The organism is Shimia litoralis, from assembly GCF_005518135.1.
GTDB classification, from domain to species: domain Bacteria; phylum Pseudomonadota; class Alphaproteobacteria; order Rhodobacterales; family Rhodobacteraceae; genus Shimia_E; species Shimia_E litoralis.
Genome location: NZ_SULI01000002.1, coordinates 183,249 through 202,272 on the forward strand (window position 1 = coordinate 183,249; position 19,024 = coordinate 202,272).

Annotated in this window: 19 protein-coding genes; 7 read left to right on the forward strand and 12 right to left on the reverse strand. The window is 55.4% G+C overall.

The features are described 5' to 3' along the window. Nucleotides 1-81: 81 nt before the first annotated feature. On the forward strand, nt 82-1,932 hold the full coding sequence (gene ilvD / locus FAP39_RS02915) for a dihydroxy-acid dehydratase (protein WP_138014878.1): 1,851 nt from the start codon (nt 82-84) through the stop codon (nt 1,930-1,932). A gap of 86 nt (nt 1,933-2,018) precedes the next feature. Here the strand turns inward: ilvD and FAP39_RS02920 are convergent, their stop codons facing one another. The 9 genes from FAP39_RS02920 to FAP39_RS02960 all read right to left on the reverse strand — a co-directional run bounded on the left by FAP39_RS02920 (nt 2,019) and on the right by FAP39_RS02960 (nt 10,298). Beyond that, nucleotides 2,019-3,194, reverse strand: a complete 1,176-nt coding sequence (locus FAP39_RS02920; RefSeq protein WP_212743399.1) for a thiolase family protein — start codon at nt 3,192-3,194, stop codon at nt 2,019-2,021. Further along, complete coding sequence (locus FAP39_RS02925; protein WP_138014879.1) at nt 3,169-4,689, reverse strand: AMP-binding protein; 1,521 nt, start codon at nt 4,687-4,689, stop codon at nt 3,169-3,171. The genes FAP39_RS02920 and FAP39_RS02925 overlap by 26 nt, the downstream gene beginning before the upstream one ends. A 1-nt stretch (nt 4,690) precedes the next feature. Next, nucleotides 4,691-5,227, reverse strand: a complete 537-nt coding sequence (locus tag FAP39_RS02930) for a biotin transporter BioY (RefSeq protein ID WP_138014880.1) — start codon at nt 5,225-5,227, stop codon at nt 4,691-4,693. A 97-nt stretch (nt 5,228-5,324) separates the two neighbouring features. Further along, nucleotides 5,325-5,921, reverse strand: coding sequence for an energy-coupling factor transporter transmembrane component T family protein (locus tag FAP39_RS02935; protein ID WP_138014881.1), 597 nt, complete (start codon nt 5,919-5,921; stop codon nt 5,325-5,327). Nucleotides 5,922-5,923: 2 nt separating this feature from the next. Continuing rightward, on the reverse strand, nt 5,924-6,598 hold the full coding sequence (locus FAP39_RS02940) for an energy-coupling factor ABC transporter ATP-binding protein (RefSeq protein WP_138014882.1): 675 nt from the start codon (nt 6,596-6,598) through the stop codon (nt 5,924-5,926). Nucleotides 6,599-6,712: 114 nt separating this feature from the next. Continuing rightward, the gene (locus tag FAP39_RS02945; protein WP_138014883.1) at nt 6,713-8,113 is read right to left on the reverse strand and encodes a TRAP transporter large permease; all 1,401 of its coding nucleotides are present in this window, start codon (nt 8,111-8,113) and stop codon (nt 6,713-6,715) included. Nucleotides 8,114-8,132: 19 nt separating this feature from the next. After that, complete coding sequence (locus tag FAP39_RS02950) at nt 8,133-8,753, reverse strand: TRAP transporter small permease subunit (RefSeq protein ID WP_138014884.1); 621 nt, start codon at nt 8,751-8,753, stop codon at nt 8,133-8,135. A 72-nt stretch (nt 8,754-8,825) separates the two neighbouring features. Then, nucleotides 8,826-9,836, reverse strand: coding sequence for a C4-dicarboxylate TRAP transporter substrate-binding protein (locus FAP39_RS02955; RefSeq protein ID WP_138014885.1), 1,011 nt, complete (start codon nt 9,834-9,836; stop codon nt 8,826-8,828). A 243-nt stretch (nt 9,837-10,079) separates the two neighbouring features. Beyond that, a complete protein-coding gene (locus tag FAP39_RS02960) occupies nt 10,080-10,298 on the reverse strand; it encodes a DUF1127 domain-containing protein (RefSeq protein WP_138014886.1) in 219 nt (72 codons plus the stop codon). Between the two features lie 268 nt (nt 10,299-10,566). Here FAP39_RS02960 and rpe point away from each other — a divergent pair, with 268 nt between their 5' ends. After that, nucleotides 10,567-11,256, forward strand: a complete 690-nt coding sequence (rpe, locus tag FAP39_RS02965) for a ribulose-phosphate 3-epimerase (protein ID WP_138014887.1) — start codon at nt 10,567-10,569, stop codon at nt 11,254-11,256. Nucleotides 11,257-11,259: 3 nt separating this feature from the next. Here the strand turns inward: rpe and FAP39_RS02970 are convergent, their stop codons facing one another. Further along, complete coding sequence (locus FAP39_RS02970) at nt 11,260-11,772, reverse strand: SH3 domain-containing protein (protein WP_138014888.1); 513 nt, start codon at nt 11,770-11,772, stop codon at nt 11,260-11,262. Between the two features lie 107 nt (nt 11,773-11,879). Here FAP39_RS02970 and FAP39_RS02975 point away from each other — a divergent pair, with 107 nt between their 5' ends. The 4 genes from FAP39_RS02975 (at nt 11,880) to FAP39_RS02990 (ending at nt 16,843) form a co-directional block, all read left to right on the forward strand. Further along, nucleotides 11,880-12,866 carry a 2-hydroxyacid dehydrogenase gene (locus tag FAP39_RS02975; RefSeq protein WP_138014889.1) on the forward strand — a complete coding sequence of 329 codons (987 nt, stop codon included), beginning with the start codon at nt 11,880-11,882 and terminating at the stop codon, nt 12,864-12,866. 141 nt (nt 12,867-13,007) lie between these two features. Beyond that, on the forward strand, nt 13,008-14,783 hold the full coding sequence (gene ggt / locus FAP39_RS02980) for a gamma-glutamyltransferase (RefSeq protein ID WP_138014890.1): 1,776 nt from the start codon (nt 13,008-13,010) through the stop codon (nt 14,781-14,783). A gap of 93 nt (nt 14,784-14,876) precedes the next feature. Continuing rightward, entirely contained in the window at nt 14,877-16,283 is a 1,407-nt protein-coding gene (locus tag FAP39_RS02985; protein ID WP_138014891.1) for an FAD-binding oxidoreductase, read from the forward strand. 125 nt (nt 16,284-16,408) lie between these two features. Then, nucleotides 16,409-16,843 carry a CBS domain-containing protein gene (locus FAP39_RS02990; RefSeq protein WP_138014892.1) on the forward strand — a complete coding sequence of 145 codons (435 nt, stop codon included), beginning with the start codon at nt 16,409-16,411 and terminating at the stop codon, nt 16,841-16,843. Between the two features lie 59 nt (nt 16,844-16,902). Here FAP39_RS02990 and panB read toward each other — a convergent pair whose 3' ends face one another. Beyond that, on the reverse strand, nt 16,903-17,712 hold the full coding sequence (gene panB, locus FAP39_RS02995) for a 3-methyl-2-oxobutanoate hydroxymethyltransferase (protein ID WP_138014893.1): 810 nt from the start codon (nt 17,710-17,712) through the stop codon (nt 16,903-16,905). Next, nucleotides 17,709-18,554 (reverse strand): pantoate--beta-alanine ligase, encoded by an 846-nt coding sequence (gene panC / locus FAP39_RS03000; protein ID WP_138014894.1) that lies wholly within the window; start codon nt 18,552-18,554, stop codon nt 17,709-17,711. Before panC ends, panB begins: the two co-directional genes overlap by 4 nt. Nucleotides 18,555-18,725: 171 nt before the next feature. On the opposite strand from panC, the gene FAP39_RS03005 reads away from it, so the two are divergent. Further along, nucleotides 18,726-18,920, forward strand: coding sequence for a hypothetical protein (locus FAP39_RS03005; protein WP_138014895.1), 195 nt, complete (start codon nt 18,726-18,728; stop codon nt 18,918-18,920). The last annotated feature ends 104 nt before the right edge of the window (nt 18,921-19,024 follow it).

Genomic DNA, 19,024 nt, shown 5'->3' on the forward strand with positions numbered 1-19,024 from the left:
AATGGGCGCTCAAGTGGCACGCGCTTGGGCCAGACTTGCCAATTCCCCATTTGGGGATCGCCCGTTTTAAGGAGTGCCGTTATGCCTGATCTTCGTTCCAAGACGTCCACTTTTGGCCGCCGTATGGCCGCTGCCCGTTCATTGTGGCGTGCCACTGGCATGCAGGACGGTGACTTTGGCAAACCTATTATTGCGGTCGTGAACTCCTATACTCAGTTTGTTCCGGGTCACGTGCACCTCAAGGATATGGGGGGGCTTGTCGCCGCCGAGATCGAAAAGGCTGGTGGCGTTGCCAAAGAGATGAATACGATTGCGGTGGATGATGGCATTGCCATGGGCCATGACGGCATGCTGTATTCTCTGCCATCGCGCGAAGTGATCGCCGACAGTGTCGAGTATATGGCCAATGCGCATTGTGCGGATGCGCTGGTGTGTATCTCGAACTGTGACAAGATCACCCCCGGTATGTTAATGGCTGCGATGCGCCTGAACATCCCCGCGATTTTTGTGTCGGGTGGACCGATGGAAGCAGGCAAGGTTCTGTTGCAAGATGGCGAGCATAAGGCCGACCTTGTCACGGCTATTGTTGGCGCAACGGATCAAGACCGCTCGCAAGAAGATGTTGATAAGCTTGAGCGGTCTGCTTGCCCCACGTGTGGATCGTGCTCGGGCATGTTCACTGCGAACTCGATGAACTGTCTGGCCGAGGCGCTGGGCCTTGCATTGCCGGGCAACGGATCGCTTTTGGCGACACACTCCAAACGTCGCGGTCTGTTCGAAGAGGCCGGTCACAAGATCGTTGAACTGTGTGAACGCTGGTACAAAAATGGCGACGAAACTGCGCTGCCCCGCGGGATCGCAACCTTTGACGCCTTTGAAAACGCGATGGCGCTGGATATCGCGATGGGTGGCTCGACCAATACCGTGTTGCACCTGTTGGCGATTGCCCACGAAGGCGAGGTCGACTTTACCATGGCTGACATGGACCGGATGAGCCGTCAAATTCCACACCTGTGTAAGGTGGCGCCTTCAACGCCCAAGTATCACATGGAGGATGTGCACCGCGCAGGCGGCATCGCACGGATTCTGGGTGAGTTGGATCGCGAAGGTAAAATTCATCGTGATTGCGCCACGGTGCACGAGAAAAACGTTGGGGCGTTCATCGACAAATGGGATGTCCGTCGTGAAACAGCCGGCAACGAGGCACATGATTTGTTCATTGCAGCCCCCGGTGGTGTGCGCACAACTCAAGCCTTTAGCCAATCACGTATGTACACTGAACTGGACGTGGATATTGAAGACGGCTGCGTGCGCGATTTTGCAAATGCGTACAGTGAAGAGGGCGGCCTGTGTGTGCTCTTTGGCAACTTGGCCGAACAGGGATGCATCCTGAAAACCGCAGGTGTCATCAAGCAGATGTATAAATTCGAAGGCACCGCAGTGGTTTTCGAATCTCAGGACGATGCAGTCGCAGGCATTCTGGGGGGTAAGGTCCAACCGGGCTCGGTTGTCGTGATCCGCTATGAGGGTCCAAAGGGCGGCCCCGGAATGCAGGAAATGCTGTACCCGACGGCGTATCTCAAATCGATGAAGCTGGATACAACCTGCGCGTTGGTCACCGACGGGCGTTTCTCGGGTGGCACAGCGGGTCTGTCGATTGGGCACGCGTCACCAGAGGCTGCGGAAAAAGGCGTGATCGCGCTGGTCGAAGATGGCGACACAATCACCATTTCTGTGCCGGATCGCTCTATTGAGTTGAATGTCTCTGAAGAGGTGTTGGAGCAACGTCGCGCGGCCCATCCGCAGGCTGATAAAAAGGCGTGGAAGGCCGTGGGTCGTCCACGTGCCGTGTCCAAAGCTCTTAAGGCATATGCGGCGCATGTGTCGAACGCGTCGCTCGGGGCGGTGCGGGTTCTCGACGAAGACGAATAAACAGAGTTTGTTTAAGACGAAATTTGGGTCGCCATTTTGGCGGCCCTTTTCATTTGGTCAGGTTTGATAAGCCGCACGCAGGTGCATCAGAGATGGGCAGGACGAAACATAGCCGTTAATCCCTGTCCGCCGCCAATGCCGATCATCGCCATGGCCAGTGCAGTCTCTGGCTGAGGGAGTGTGACAAGCTGTGCAAACAGCCGCGTTACAAGGATGGCACCGGACGCCCCAAACGGATGGCCCAAGGCGATGGCACCACCTTGAGCGTTGGCAAGATCTTCTGAAACCGCCAATAGGTCGAGAGATGCCAGAACCTGAGCCGCAAACGCTTCGTTGAACTCAAGATGTGTCACCGCGCCAAGCGACACCTCGGGGTTTCTGTCCAAGAGCTTGCGTGTCGAGGCGACAGGTCCAATGCCCAAAAGATTCGGGTCAACGCCTGCGCTGGCGGCGTCAAGAAATTCGAGTGCGTGGGTGATCCCATGGGCTTTGGCAAAACCCGCTGATGTCACCACCAAAGCTGCGGCACCATCATTCAGTGGACAGGCATTGCCAACAGTGACCGTGCCGTTTTTGCCAAAGGCCGGACGCAGGCGGGCCAAACGCTCTGGTGAAAGCGTATCGCGTGGGCATTCGTCTTGGTGTTGCCCCTCAATAGAGACGATTTCTGTGTCAAAGGCACCGTTGGTTTGTGCGTGGATTGCGCGGGAATGCGAGCGTAGGGCAAACGCATCTTGCCTTTCGCGTGTGATGTTGTGGGCCTGCGCGACGACGTCTGCGGCAGCCCCCATTTCAGGATCGCCAATCGTGTCTGGCGAAAAACGGGCGCGATCGTAAAAATTGGGTGCTTTACCCTTTTGGCCGGGCAATGCGCGCAAGGGTTTCCGGCTGTGGCTTTCGGCGCCACCCGCCACGTAGACGTCGCCAGCACCCGCTTGAATCAGTCGACAGGCGTGAATAACGGCTTCTAGTCCCGCGCCGCATTGTCGGTCTGTCGTGACGCCGGGAACCGATATATCCTGCCACGCGACCAACGCCGACAAGCGCGCGATGTTCCCGCCCGGTCCTGCCGCATTTCCAAGGATGACATCATCAATTTGCGAGACGACAAAAGGCGTGTCTGCCAGCGCAGCGCGCAAGACAGGGGCGGCGATATTTTCCAGATCAACATCGCGAAACATGCCTCCGGCGCGGCCGATGGCGCTTCGGCGCGCAGCGACGATCACAGGTCGGCGGTCAGCTGGCAGGAGAGATCGGGACAAGGCGCGGGTCCTTCTGGTCAAGCCACGACTCTAGCGTGGCTCGTGCAATTTTGCCACTGCTGGTCAGTGGCCACGCTTCGACACGATAGAAGGCACGCGGCGTTTTGTAATTTGGTAAATGCTGTGCGCAGTGGGCCTTTAGGGCGAAATAATCTATGCGCCCTTCCAAAATCGCCACAAGGCGTTGGCCTAAAAGGGCATCTTCTTGCCCCAAAACCTGAGCGGCGGAAATCTGTTCAGATCGCAGGAGAGTGTCAGCGACCTCTTGCGGGTAAACATTGTATCCTCCCGTCAAAACCATGCCACCTTCGCGCCCGATGAGGGCAAGACTGCCCTCAGGAAGGATGCGCCCAAGATCACCTACGGTGGCCCAAGGGCCTTCGCGTCGAAATCCATGAGATGTGGCGCCAGACAGATACTTGTCGATGGCCAGATCACCACGCACAAAGATGGTGCCGACCTTTCCTTGTGGGACGGTTTGCCCATTCTCACGCAGCTGGAGGGTGACATGGGCAAACGGACGCCCAACGGAGTCTGACGGGGCGTCGGACGCGGTTTGGGTATGGCGGCTCACGGAGACAAACCCCAATTCGGATGCGCCGTAGTATTCGCAAATCGTGGCACAGGGAAAGGTGTCTCGAGCTTTGCTCAACGAAGCAGGGGCAAGTTTGGCGCCCGCGGTGGTCACCGCGTCAACCGCCCGAAAAGGCGACGATGTGCTTAGGGCGTCAAGCATTGTCGGAACTGCCACCAATCGGCGGACATCCCCTGATTTAAGAAGCCTGCGGCAGGTAGGCACGGAAAACCGGGCGAGGCCATGAAAGGTCGCCCCCGCATCAAGCGTCTCTGCGAATGCATAGAGGGTCACGCCATGCGACAAAGGCCCCGGTGCAAGGGTGTGGCTGTCCGACGATAGCGCGAAAACTGTTCTGCTGGCGTCAAGGCTGGCCCGCCAAGATTTGCGGTTGCGCGCAAATGCTTTGGGCGTCGAGGTGGTGCCCGAGGTAAACCCAATCAGAAAGGTATCTGTCTCAGATGATGGGAGGGGGGAAATCGGAGGGATGTCGTCGAATAGGGCGTCGCTTTTATCAACAAGGACAGTGGGAATGTTTTGCGATTTGGCGTGGGCCACAAGCGATTGTTGCGTGCTGAGCGCAAACAGGATGTCAGGCGGATAGGCATCAAGCAGGGTAATCATCTGCTGTTCGGGCCATTGGGCATCCATCAACATGACCGCGTGGCCGGTGCCAAGAGCTGTTGCCAAGAGCGGCGCAGCCGCGCTGTGATTGCCAATCGCCAGCGCCATGATGCGCCCATGCGATGGCAGCTGAATATCAGTGTGGTGGCGTTTGGCAGGCAGATCACGCAGAGCATGATCAATGCGGCCTATTTGGTCGGCCAAACCGCGATAAGACCATTGCTGGCCCGACAATGAAACCGCCAGCGCGGTCGGGCGCTGACGGGCATGGTGGAATAATTGGGTGCCTAGGGGCATCTTAGAGGGTCGGATAGGCCCGGCGCACGCCTCGGGCGATAAACGTCGCCAAAACGACCTTGACCAAATCTCCGGGAACGTATGCCAACATAATTGTTACGGCTTTTGTCAAAGGCAAATTGGCGACCAGTGCCATCCATGGAATACCAATCGCATACATCACCACGATTCCGCCAAAGGCAATGATTGCGGCCATTTTCACAAAGCCTGCCTGCGGCGCGCGTTCGAGAAGCCAGCCAATCACAAACGCCGAGATCGGCCATGCCAATACGAACCCGCCAGAAGCCCCGGCGAAGATGCCAAAGCCGCCACGGCCACCGGACAGCAAAGGCAGGCCAACGGCCACCAAAACGACAAAGAGCAACAGTGCCAAGCCGCCACGTTTGGATCCGGCAAGTGCGCCTGCAAGCATGACACCAAGTGATTGTGCAGTGATCGGAGGCAAGGCCAAGCCTGCAAAGCTGATTGGGGGAAACAGAGCAAGCGCTGCGGTCAGTGCCGCAAAAAGCGCGATGTAGACGATGCTTTTGGTATCCATGTTGCGTATTCCTTATGAACGTTCGCGTGGTGACAACTTGGAGGATTTGATGCGTGGTATCGTGCACATGCCCCGAAGACAAGGCAGGCCGCCAAGATCAAGGACGATATCCTCGTGCATCAATCGCATCCGAAATGTCATCCGCCATTTTGAGCATTCGAATGGCAACGGGCATCGCGACTGCGACAATCGAATGCTCCATCCCGCGCGCCTTTTGGGCTTCGCGTACTTCGGTGGTGATTTGGGCCAGCACCGGAATAAACCGCAAGGCCAACGATATTGCGAGCCCGACTTTGGCTGGATTTACACCCAACGGGCGCAAAAAACGTAGCCCCGATGTCAGACTCTCGATCATGTCCGAAGCACGTGTTGTCAATGTCACAAGGCCCGCCAATAGCAACAGAGTTGCAAGTCGCAAGACCACAAAGACCGCGACCGATGCGCCTGCAAGCCACCATTGTAAGCCCAAGAAGAATATCAGTATCCATAGAACGGGCCGGATTTGGTTCCATACTTGGGTCGCTGACAGCCCGGCGATTTTGTACAAAGCGATTACGGCGGCCAGCGCAACGGCGACGATGCCGAGATTTTCGACAAGGAACAATCCAGTTCCACCAACCATCATCGCCAGAATTTTCACACCCGGCGAAAGCTTATGGATGGGGGAATGCCCCGGAGAATACAGATCCAGCATGGCTAAGACATCAATTTGATATAGTGCGGGATTGCGACCGAAGGGACGTCATCAATCGCGATGCGTCCATCGTCAAATACAATCACACGGTCAAAATCGGTCAACAAATCCAAGTCGTGGCTTGCCAGAATGACAGTTTGTTCCAACGCGTTTATGGCGTGCGTAATGCGACGCTTGTTGCGCAGGTCCAAGAGTGTGGTGGGTTCATCCAACACAACATAAGTTGGCTCCATCACCAGCACACCGGAGATCGCCAACAACTGTTTTTGACCACCTGACAACAAATGGGCAGGGTGTTCGCGCATGTCCAGCATGTTGTAGCGCGAGAGGATGTCAGTCGTCTTTTGGGCAATATCCTCCTTGGAGAATTTCAGATTTTTCATGCCAAAAGCAAGGTCTTCTTCGACCACGGGAAAGACAATCTGATTGTCAGGGTTTTGAAATACAAATCCGACCTTTTGACGGACATCCTTTCCGTGTGTGCGTGTGTTCAGCCCATCGACCAACACATCGCCTTTGGTTGGCATGACCAAGCCGTTCAGCAAGCGCGCAAAACTGGATTTACCAGAGCCGTTCGCACCGATAATCGCAATCCGCCGTTCGGATAGTTCGAGCGAAATGTCGCGTAAAATGACGCGATCTGCATAGGCGAGAGTGACGTTTTGAATGTCGATCATGCGCGGACCCAAGTGATTACTTGGCTGCTCTTACCGCAATTGCGGGATGGGTTGAAGAGCTGCGCGTGCACCCCGACCACGCTTGAGTACGTGATCGGGGGCTGTGTTGTGGGGTTAAACTTGAGATGGCAACCAAAGCACGATCCACGGAAAGGCCACCAAGAGCGCAATGGTGATTGCATCCGCAATGAAAAATGGCGTCACACCTTTGAAGACGTCTTGAACGCTCAGGTCATCGCGCACCCCGGCGACCACAAAACAATTCAGCCCGATTGGAGGCGTGATCAGGCAAAACTCGGCCATCTTGACCACGAGAATGCCGAACCATATGGCGCACATCGGTCCCGACATACCAAAGGCGCTGTCGGCAGCCGTGACCATTTCGCCACCATTCAATGCCATGACCGCAGGATATACGACGGGCAAGGTCAGCAGCAGCATGCCAATGGCATCCATAAACATCCCCAACACAGCATAGGCCAAAAGGATCATGACCAATGTAATCATTGGTGACTGGTCAAGGCTGGTGATGAAATCGCTGAACGCACCGGGAAGATTGGCAAACCCCAGGAACCGGACGTAAATCAGCACGCCCCAAATGATCGTGAAAATCATCACGGCCAGCTTGGCAGTTTCCAAAAGTGCCTCGCGAAACTGCCCCCATCGCATGCCTTTGTAGACGGCCATCAGGAACACAACAAACGCACCAAGCGCGCCACCCTCGGTGGGGGTGCCCCATGCATCGCCCCCGAATGGGTTGTAGATGAAAAAGATAATGATGAAGACAACGAAAAAGATCGGCATCGCGGGGGGCAGCGATTTGAAACGTTCGCCCCACGTAAAGCCGCCAACAGGTGGACCAAAATTAGGGATGGTCAATGCCATGATGACGATCAACAGCCCGTAGATCAGCGCGGAAAATGCGCCGGGAATAAAGCCAGCCAGCAAGAGTTTGCCCACATCCTGCTCTACGATAATGGCATAGATCACCAGAATTGCCGACGGCGGTATCAACGATGCAAGCGTGCCGCCTGCGGCGACGACACCTGCCGCAAATCGCTTGTCGTACCCAACCCGAAGCATTTCAGGAATAGCGATGCGTGCAAATACGGCCGAGGTGGCCACCGATGCGCCCGACACAGCGGCAAAACCCGCGGTCGCAAAAACCGTGGCGACGGCCATGCCCCCCGGAAGCCAGCCGACCCAACGTTTTGCGGCTTCAAACAGGGCTTTGGTTAAACCTGCGTAATAGGCCAGATATCCAATCAGGATAAATGTGGGGATCAACGAGAGGGCTTGTGATGACACCTTGGAGTGGGGCACCTGACCTGCAATCTTGACTGAGACAACCACGGCCTTACCGAGCTTATCCGGCGCATAGCCAAACTTGGCCCAGAAAATCCACACAAGCCCAAGTAAACCTGCAGTTCCTGCTGCAAACGCGACGCGCATGCCAAGCACCACAAAGAGCAACATGATGCCCGAAACGACCAGGCCAATCTGGATTGGATCCATCTGTGTAACCCCTCTAGGTTTATTCGAGCGCGGCCGCTTCGTCAGCAGCTTGCTGCGCGGCAGATTTGATCATTGGAATTGCGACGGGCTCGCTCAGATTTAGAACAAACGCGCGACCATAGCCCCAAAGCTGAATGGTAAAGCGCAGACACAGCACAAAGAATGCGACGGGGGCCAAAAGTTTGGCGGGCCAAATTGGTAAGGCGATATCAATAGAGCTATCGTTGCTCCACAGCGGGCGACCAAAATCAAAGCTTCGTAAGAAATGTTCCCAAGATCCCCAGAGCAATAGAAGCATAAGGATCAGAGCAGCAAGCGTTGTAATGAACTCCGCAGCCCACAGGGCGCGGCCGTTCAAGCGGCTTATCAGGATGTCCATACGGATATGGGTGCCGTCCCGCTGGGTATAGGCAATGCCCATAAATGCGATAAGCGGCATCAACTGTTCAATCCAATCGACATATCCGGGAACTGGCATGTTGATAAGATTTCGACCCGATACCGAGACCACTGCAAAAAGCATGATTGCAAACACGGCAAGACCAGAGATGAGCGCAAGCCCCCTCTCAAGCCGATGAAGTGTCTGATCCAGTTTGCTTAGAATGCTGTCATCTTCCAGCACCGAAGAACTGCTTGCCATCGGTCTCTCCCCTGAATGTCCACGGAACGCGTGCTGCCTATTTCACAACAGGCAGCACGTCATGGCACAATTTTACATGCGCTGCTTTTTAAGGGTGTCCATGACCAGATCATACAGCTCTTGAGCTGGAAGACCGATGTCAGTCATGTCTTTGATCCAAGCTTCGCGAATGGGGTCTGCGGCTTTGGCACGGAAAGCTGCCAATTCGTCATCAGACAGGGTCACGACGGTCACATTTTTCTCGGCAAGGATGCCGTCCCATTTGTTCAGCAATGCACCATAGTTTGCAAGATAATGGGCAATGGCTTCATCGACCGAGCTATCCAGTGCTGCGCGCTCGCTGTCGGACAAGGCATCATAGGCGTCTGTGTTGACAACCACCGGGCAGTTCACGGTGCCAGGGTTCAGGTTGGCGGTCCACCACTCGGCTTGGTCGATGGTGCGGAACGCAAGGTGCGCGTGTTGGGCAAAGGCAACCGTGTCGACGACGCCGCTTTCCATTGCATTATAGGCTTCGGTTGCGGTCACGGATGTCGGAACAGCGCCGACTGCGGAAAACGCTTTGCCGATGCCGCCTGTGGCGCGTACGCGCATCCCATCCATTTTTGCCAAGGTATCACGTGGCTCACCGGTGCCGACAATGTTGTACTGTGGCATTGGCGACGTCATCAAAAGTTTGGCATTCCAGCGGGCAAGATCAGCCTGAACGGCAGGGTGCCCATAGACGGCGTGGGATACAGCCACTTCTTCCTCAAGCGTGTTCACGCCAAGAAAAGGCAATTCCAGCACGGTAATCGACGGGTTTTTGTCGCGGTGGTATCCCGCGCAGAACTGCGCCATTTCAAACGCACCAATCGAGATGCCGTCAAGGTTTTCCTTGTTCTTGGATAACCCGCCATAGCTGATGTTCATGGTGAATGCGCCGTCGGTTTTTGCGCTTACCAATTCGGCCAGTTTTTCAACATGTTCTGTAAAGGCGCGGCGTTTGCCCCAAACAGATACATTCCATTCTGTAGCAGAAGCTTCGGCAGCAAAGCTCACGGCGAGCGCCGCAACTGCGGCGCGACCTAAAAATCGGTTCATAATTTTCCTCCCAATACACACGGTCTTTTGCCGCGTGTTCGCCACAGCCTAGCCCAGAGGTTTGGCATTGGGTATCCGTATTTTTAGGTAGACGTTTTTGAGGTGTCCGAGGCGGGTTGTGTCGTCATGTTAGGACTGCGTCAGTGGAGGGGGCCACCAAAAAACGCGCGACCACATTTTGTGCCGCGCGCTTAGGAACTGATGGGGTCATGACCGAAGTTGACCGCAATTGGCTAGCTACGATTAAAAGGCATAGCCGAATACATGTGGGACGATGTCTTCGCGTTTCAGGCCGAGTTCAGACAGCTCTTTGTCTGACATCGCCTTTAGGGTTTCGATCCGGCGCAGGCGCGAATTCGACTCAGCAAGATTGATCAGAGTGTCGAAAAAGCCAACTGCGACGCGTTGCGCGGTATTAAGAATGGTTTCCAGAAAGCGAGCGCGGGGTACTGTGTATGCCATGATGTCTTACCTTACAAAAAATGTCTCCCTTGAGGCCCACATAGGCCTCCTGATCCAAAGGTACGAGAGCTCATTCTGCATGGCGGGGTTGCGTTTGCTGCAGTGCAGAAAGTTGGCTCAACGCAAACAATTGTGATGCCGTTGTCAGCAAAATGTGCAACGGGTGCACCGAGACTATTGCTGGTGATTGCAACTTGGTGGCTTTGCCCCCATTTTCACGCCACCACTCGAATCGGCGCCGTTGGCGCACCACAGCAAGAGGCTAGCCATGAGTTTTGACCGCTCTATCAAAATTGCTCCGTCCATATTGTCGGCGGATTTCGCGAATTTTGGACAGGAAATTCAAGCGATCGAAGCGCAAGGGTGCGATTGGGTGCATGTCGACGTGATGGATGGCCATTTTGTCCCGAACCTGACATTTGGCCCGCCTCTTTGTGCGGCAATTCGTCCTCACATCAAGACGGTGATGGATGTGCATTTGATGATTTCGCCCGTTGATCCCTATATCGAAGCCTTCATCGATGCTGGGGCAGATGTGCTCACAGCCCACCTTGAGGCTGGCGCGCATACTCATCGCACGCTTCAGGCAATTCGGGCGAATGGCGCCAAGGCGGGTCTCGCTCTTAATCCCGGTACCGGCATCGAGGATATTGATTATCTATTGGATATGGTGGACCTCGTGTGCGTTATGACGGTCAACCCCGGTTTTGGCGGTCAGAAGTTCATTCACAGTCAGATCGAGAAGGTCAAAAAACTGCGCGCCATGATTGGCGATCGGCCCATTCATATCGAGATCGACGGTGGTATTACACCTGAGACAGCGCCATTGATGGCGGCGGCTGGTGCTGATGTTCTGGTCGCAGGGTCGGCAGTGTTCAAAGGTGGTAGTGTGTCGAACCCAGCGCCATATGGCGAAAATATCCGCGCAATCCGCGACGCCGCAAACGCAGTATTGTAAGGGTTACTCTCGGATTTCCTCTGGCTTAACGCCCCAAAGCGATGTTTTTGGGGCCCAGCCTTTGTACCCGCCCGAGCTCACTTTGCACCATGTGGGGCTGCATTCCCCCAACCGCGCGACAACACCCAATTCCAGATGCGCCGCTGTGGCGGTGTTTTCTTCTGGGCGGACCAGAATAGGCAGCATGTCTTGTTCAATTAATACGGTGCGCACACCTGACAGCAACGAATAATGCACCCAGCCGCCTTGGCCTTCCCGATCTTGCACGCGTCGCCAATGGCCGTGCTCTGCTGTGATCTCTAACGGCATGTCTCTTCGGGTGAAGACCCAGTCGATTCGGTGTGTCAGAGAGGGGCCGCGCCTGACATTTGCCTTACTCGCTTTGAGTGAGACGAAACGCGGCATGGGCAAGTTTGTCACAGGGCCCCGCACGTCTTGGGCAAGCGTCGAGGATCCCAAAAATAAGGCGCCAATGCAAAGCAATTGGAATAGGTAACTTTTTAGTCTTTTCGACATTTTCCCGTATTTTCTGCTCGTGATTGCTGCGCGGGTTCTTGTGCCCCGTCGGACTGTGTTGCACTGTGACACCAACATATTGAATTGAAAAGGATTGGGAGGTCCCTATGCCAAAGGAACGTCTAAGTGTTGTTGTAACGCGACGCCTACCTGAAGCCGTAGAAACACGGCTGTCTGAATTATTTGATGTCCGCCTGCGTGAAGATGACACTCAGATGACGCGGCTAGAACTTATTGATGCGCTCAAAGACGCGGACGTCTTGGTGTCCACGCTGACTGACAAGATCGATGCGGCCTTGCTGGCTGGGGCAGGTGAGCGCCTTAAGCTGATCGCGAATTACGGCGCTGGCGTGGATCACATTGACGTCGAAAGCGCGCGCCGCAGAGGCGTGCTGGTGTCCAGTACACCGGGTGTTGTCACGGATGATACTGCCGATATGACCATGGCGATGATTATCGGCGCAGCGCGCCGCATCCCAGAGGGGCTCCGCACGATTTCCAAAGGTGAATGGGTCGGTTGGGCCCCGAATGCAATGCTGGGCCGCCGCCTGAGCGGTTGTCGGCTTGGTATTTTGGGAATGGGGCGCATCGGCCAAGCGGTTGCACAGCGCGCCCGCGCTTTTGGTATGCAGGTCCATTATCATAACCGCCGTCGCGTGCGTCCCGAAGTCGAAGAAAAGCTGGACGCCACGTATTGGGAAAATCTGGACCAGATGGTCGCGCGCATGGATGTATTGACGATTCACTGCCCGCATACGCCGAACACGTTCCATTTGATGAATGCTCGGCGTCTAAAGTTGCTCAAGCCTGACGCCTATGTGGTGAACACGTCTCGGGGTGAAGTTGTCGATGAAAATGCCTTGGTGCGCATGCTCAAGGCCGGTGATATCGCGGGTGCCGCGCTTGACGTCTATGAAAACGGCACTGAGATCAATCCGGATTTGCCGCGTTTGGAAAACGTCGTGATGCTACCACATATGAGCTCGGCAACCGTCGAAGGGCGTTTGGAAATGGGTGAAAAGGTGATCATCAATATCAAGACGTTTGCCGATGGGCATCGTCCACCAGATTTGGTCGTGCCTGCAATGCTCTGAGCCTTGTGAGCGCGCAGTTTCAGGCGCCGCACAGAGGGAATGAGCATACGTCATCGTGAACCGTGTGGTCGGCCAGCTTGGCAGTTGGCCCCCGGGTGGTGCAAGGTGACGAAAAGAATTTGTTCCTGTTGCGGAGGCCTTATGAAAATATTGATGCAAAGTTGTGTGCTGGGGCTGGCGATGGTTGCCAGCGCAGCATTTTCGCAAGATGTTGCGGACTCTGTCGCGCCTGAAACGAGCACCGCATTAGGGTATAGTACCGCAACGCCTGAGCTGGCGAGATCCCAAGCAGCCAAAGATGCGGGCAAACCGGTTGAGGCCGATAACTGGATGGTGGTTGCGGCGCATCCGTTGGCAGTTGATGCGGGTGCGCGCGTATTGCAAGAGGGTGGCACCGCCGCCGATGCCATGGTCGCCGTACAGGCCGTGCTTGGATTGGTGGAACCGCAGAGCTCTGGCTTGGGGGGCGGTGCATTTTTGGTATGGTTCGATCGCGCCAGTGGCACGGTGACCACGCTTGATGGGCGTGAAACTGCGCCATTGTCCGCGACGCCGCAACTTTTGCAGGATGATCACGGTCAGCCACTTGGTTTCTTTGATGCTGTGGTCGGGGGGCTCTCGGTGGGTGTGCCGGGAACGCCAAAGTTACTTGAACAGGCGCACAAGCGGTGGGGTAAATCACCTTGGCCTGAGCTGTTCACAGAAGCGGTTGATTTGGCCGAAAATGGCTTTGCAGTATCGCCTAGGATGGCGCAATCGGTACAACGCGACGCGCTGCGCCTTGCGCAGCATCCAGACACAGCGGCATATTTTTTGCCTGACAACACACCCGTGGTCGCGGGGCAGGTGCTGAAGAATCCGGCCTATGCGCATTCCGTGAAAACTTTGGCCACACAGGGGGCTGCCCCGTTTTACACAGGGGATATTGCGAATGCGATTGTGTCCGCCGTGCAGGGTGCAGCGCGCCCGGGCCAGTTGGGCGCCGAAGATTTGGCTATTTATCAAATCAAGGAGCGGGAAGCGGTTTGCGCAAACTACCGTGGCTATGATGTGTGCGGAATGGGACCGCCGTCTTCTGGTGGCGTGGCTGTGGGACAAATTTTGGGGCTCTTGTCGCCGTTTGATATGACCGGGTTGGGGCCGAACAATCCGGAAACATGGCGGCTGATCGGGGATGCCACACGGCTGGCGTTCGCAGATCGTGGCCGATATCTTGCCGACAGCGACTATGTCCCTGTGCCGGTGAAAGGGTTGTTGGATCGCACATATCTGACCGACCGTGCAGAGCTTTTGCGGCGGTCGGATGCGCTTGCTGACGTCAGTGCCGGAAACCCCGAGTTCGAGCACACTTTGAATTTGGCAAGTGATGCAGATTTCGCACGACCTTCCACGTCTCATATCACGATTGCCGACGCGTATGGCAATGTGTTGTCGATGACGACGACGATTGAAAATGCCTTTGGAAGCCGTGTCATGGCGGCAGGTTTCCTACTGAACAACGAGCTTACCGATTTCTCATTTCGATCGCACAAGAACGGCGTGCCCATCGCCAATCGTGTCGAACCGGGCAAGCGCCCGAGATCATCGATGGCACCCACAATTGTGTTGCTGGATGACAAGCCTGTTTTGGCGATCGGTTCTCCGGGGGGCAGTCGGATCATTCCTTATGTGGCGAATGCAATCATTGCCTATCTTGATTGGGGATTGGACATTCAACAGGCTGTGTCGCTGCCGCATCGGGTTAATCGGTTCGGGGTATATGACGTCGAAGATGATGTCATGATTAACGGCTTGGAGGCGATGGGGTTTGTGATCAACAAACGTGATCTGAACTCGGGGCTGCATGCGATATCTTTTGAGGGCGGCTTGAGAGGCGGGGCAGATCCTCGACGCGAGGGGCTCGCTTTGGGAGACTGATACCCAGAACTTGGGATGTTCAGGGCGAAATGTTGTCTATAGAGTTACGTTCGATACCATTAATTTGTTAATGGAATGACGGGAGAGAAAACCATGGTTCAGGCCAGTGATTTGCCACGTAACGAAGACGGAATTGCCGCTGTTATTGGTGTATTGAAGCAGCGGTTCGGAGAAAAATTCCAGACGGGACAATCCATTCGTGAACAGCATGGGCACACGACGACATGGATCAAAAATCAAGCGCCTGATGCGGTGGTCTATCCCCAAAACACCGACGAGGTGGCCGAGATCGTCAAAACCTGCGCCGCCCACAAGGTGCCGGTCATCGGCTTTGGCACCGGCACGTCACTAGAGGGGCATGTTAACGCGCCTGCGGGCGGCATCTGTGTTGACATGATGGAGATGAACCAAATCCTCGCCGTGCACTCCGAGGACTTGGACTGTGTGGTGCAACCCGGTGTGACGCGCGAGCAGTTGAACACATATCTGCGTGACCAAGGGCTATTCTTTCCGATTGATCCTGGGGCCAATGCCTCGCTTGGGGGGATGACGGCGACACGGGCAAGTGGCACGAATGCGGTGCGGTATGGCACGATGAAGGACAATGTACTTGCCCTAGAGGTGGTCACCCCGCAGGGCGAGGTGATCCGAACGGCCAGTCGCGCCAAAAAATCCAGCGCCGGTTATGATTTGACGCGGCTGATGGTCGGGGCCGAAGGCACGCTTGGTCTGATCACGGAAATCACGCTCAAGCTTCAGGGTATTCCCGAAGCAATGTCATCGGCGCGTGTGTCATTCGACAGCGTGGACGCAGCCTGTCAGGCCGTCATGATGACCATTCAGTATGGCATTCCAGTGGCCCGAATTGAGTTGTTGGACAGCCTGACGGTGCAGGCAGTGAATGCGTATTCGAAGCTGGATCTGCCTGTTGCGCCCCTGTTGTTGCTGGAATTTCACGGCTCGGAAACAAGTACCGCCGAGCAGGCCGAATTGTTTGGGGGTATCGCCGAAGAATTCGGTGGAACCGGTTTTGAATGGACCAGCAGTGCCGAAGAACGCAACAAGCTGTGGCAGGCGCGTCATGATGCCTATTGGGCCTCATGTGCCTTACGTCCCGAGGCTCGCGGCATCTCTACTGACGTTTGCGTGCCAATTTCGCGGCTCGCTGAATGCGTGACTGCCGCCCAAGAAAAACTGGATGCGCTTGGGTTTATTGCGCCGATCGTTGGCCACGTCGGAGACGGCAATTTCCACACGCTGCCTTTGGTTGACATGGACGACCCGGATGAGGTGTCCAAGGCCGATGAATTTGTGGGCTGGCTGAATGATCTGGCGATTTCGATGGGCGGCACCTGCACTGGCGAGCATGGCATCGGCCAAGGCAAACGACCCTATCTGAAAAAGGAACTCGGCGGAGCTGTGGATATGATGGTGGCGATCAAAACAGCGATTGATCCTGACAACATCATGAACCCGGGAAAAATCTTGCCGTCCGAGTAAATCAGACCAAGTCCGGCGGGCGAGGTTTTGCGACAATTATGCCCTCACGTTCGACTTGTGAGTTATCTGCGAAAGGCGCATATTCCATTCGCAGAAATGCGTAACCCCTTCCACAGGAGCCTTTGATGAGCGTGAAAACCCTTCGTGACCTGCTTGGCGCGCGGCCTCTCCATTCGGTCACACCCGAAACCAAGTTGCGCGAGGTGGCCACTGTGATGGCAACGCATAAGATTGGTGCGGTGGCTGTTCTTGACCAAGAGCGGTTTGTCGGCATTTTGACCGAACGCGATATCGTGTTTCGCGGAGTCGGGGCCGGACTTGTGGTCGATCAGGCTTGTGCATCCGATGTGATGACTGTCGAGCCTGTGACCGTAGATATCGATGATGCTATTTCGGATGCACTGGCGGCCAAACTTGGCGATGCGTTTCGGCACTTGCCCGTGACAGAGAATGGCATTGTCGTTGGTGTGCTGTCGTATCGCGACATTCCTGCGGAATACGTCATGATGTTCGAACGTTTTCGAGAGATGACGACATCCCGCGCAGATGAGGGCGCCTGATACATCAAACATCTGGGGCCTAAAGACAATTCAGGCCCCAGTTAAATCCGTGCTACCAATCAGCGATAGACTTCGTCTTCGCTGGGGAATGAGCGGTCTTTGACCTCGTCGGCATATTGTTGAACAGCGCGTTCAATGGCAGGGCCCAGATCACCATAGACTTTGACAAACTTCGGCGTCCATTCGTTCAGACCCAGCATATCCTCGAGGACAAGGATCTGACCGTCGCACTCCGAACTGGCACCGATCCCGATGGTTGGAATATCGATCTGTTTGGTGATTTTGGCGGCCAGCGGCTCGACCATCCCTTCCAGAACAACGGAAAACGCGCCTGCTTCGGAAACCGCTTTGGCATCCGCTTCATGCGCGGCCCAGCTTTCTTCTTCGCGACCTTGGGTTTTGAAGCCGCCCATAACGTGGCTGGATTGCGGAGTGAGACCGATATGCGCCATCACCGGGATGCCGCGTTCGACCAGAAATGTGATAGTTTCCGCCATACGTGCACCACCCTCTAGTTTCACCGCGCCACAACCAGTTTCTTTCATGATCTGTGCAGCATTGCGAAAGGCGATGGCAGGACTTTCTTCGTAAGTCCCGAAAGGCATGTCGACAACGATCAGTGCCTTATTCGTGCCCTTCACAACGGCTTTGCCGTGCATGATCATCAGATCGAGCGGCACGCCAATTGTGCTGTCCATGCCATGCATGACCATGCCAAGGCTGTCGCCGACAAGGATGAAATCCGCATATTTGTCGACAATCGCCGCCGTGTGGGCGTGATAAGAGGTCAGCGAGACAATGGGCACGCCCCCTTTCCGGGAGGCAATCTGGGGCACTGTGGTGCGGCGGATTGGTGTTTGTTTGCTCATGGTGTGACGACCCTTTGATCAATCAGAAGGATGCCGCCAAATTCGACCGAAATCATGATGGCGGCGGGGGTGATGAGAGCACCGGACAAATCTGACAGATCTGTGGCGCCTACAATATCTAGACCACGCAAAGTCGCGCGGGGTTCGGATGCAATCGTGGTTTGAATAAGGGCGCGCAGGTCCTCAATTGTGGACCCTGCTCCAGCCTGCTGTTCGGCGGCATCCAGAGATTGCGATAACACGACGGCAGCCATGCGATCCTGTGCCGACAGCCGGACATTGCGTGACGACATCGCCAACCCATCCGCTTCGCGCACTGTGGGCACACCCCGAATATCAATCGGAAAGGCCAGATCGCGCGCCATGCGCTTGATAACCTGAAGTTGCTGGTAATCTTTTTCACCAAAGCATGCGACGTCGGGCTGTACAAAGTTAAACAATCGCGCGACGACCGTGGTCACCCCGCGAAAATGCCCGGGGCGCACAAGGCCGTGTAACATGTTGGCCATTCGTGTGGTTTCGACGATGGTCTCATCCCCATTCGGGTACACATCCGAGACGTCAGGGATCAATACGACATCGACGCCCGCCGCAGACAGCATATCCAAGTCACGTGTTTCATCGCGTGGATAGGCGTCTAGGTCGGCCGCGTCGCCGAATTGTGTGGGATTGACAAAAATCGTCACCACCACGCGATCCGTGTGTGTTTTCGCTGCGGCCACTAGTGAAATATGGCCATCATGCAAAAAGCCCATCGTCGGGACAAGACCAACGGTTTCCCCAGACCTGCGAAACGTGGCGACGGCAGCGCGGCACTCGGCGACTGTGCGGCAGATTTTCATAATAGCGCAGTTCCTTGAGATATTGACCGTTTTTATAACAGTTTGCGCTGCGCTGCGGCAAGCAATTTGGCTAGAGTTGCGGAAAATGTCGGAATCTTGTCGCAATCCTTTCGTAATGCTGGCGCGAAGTTGTGTCAGCATCTAGGAATAGATTGGGAACGGGAGAAGACGATGAACAAAGTTGCACCATTCGCGATTGCGGCCTTGTCTGTTGTAGGACTTGCCGTCGCACAGGCCCAGTCAAATGCTCGCATCCCCCAGACTGCAGACTGGGCAAACGTCGAATCGATCCAGACCGAGGTTCTTCCGGCAAGCTATCAACCTGCGGTACCGGTCGCCAAAACTGTATTGGCCAACATGCACTAGGGCTTAAAGCGATTTCATTTTTCGCCATATACACCGACGTTTTTAGGTCTGTGGTCGGTTTTGCGCGTTTATATGTCGGCTGGACCCGCCGAAACTGATATGGA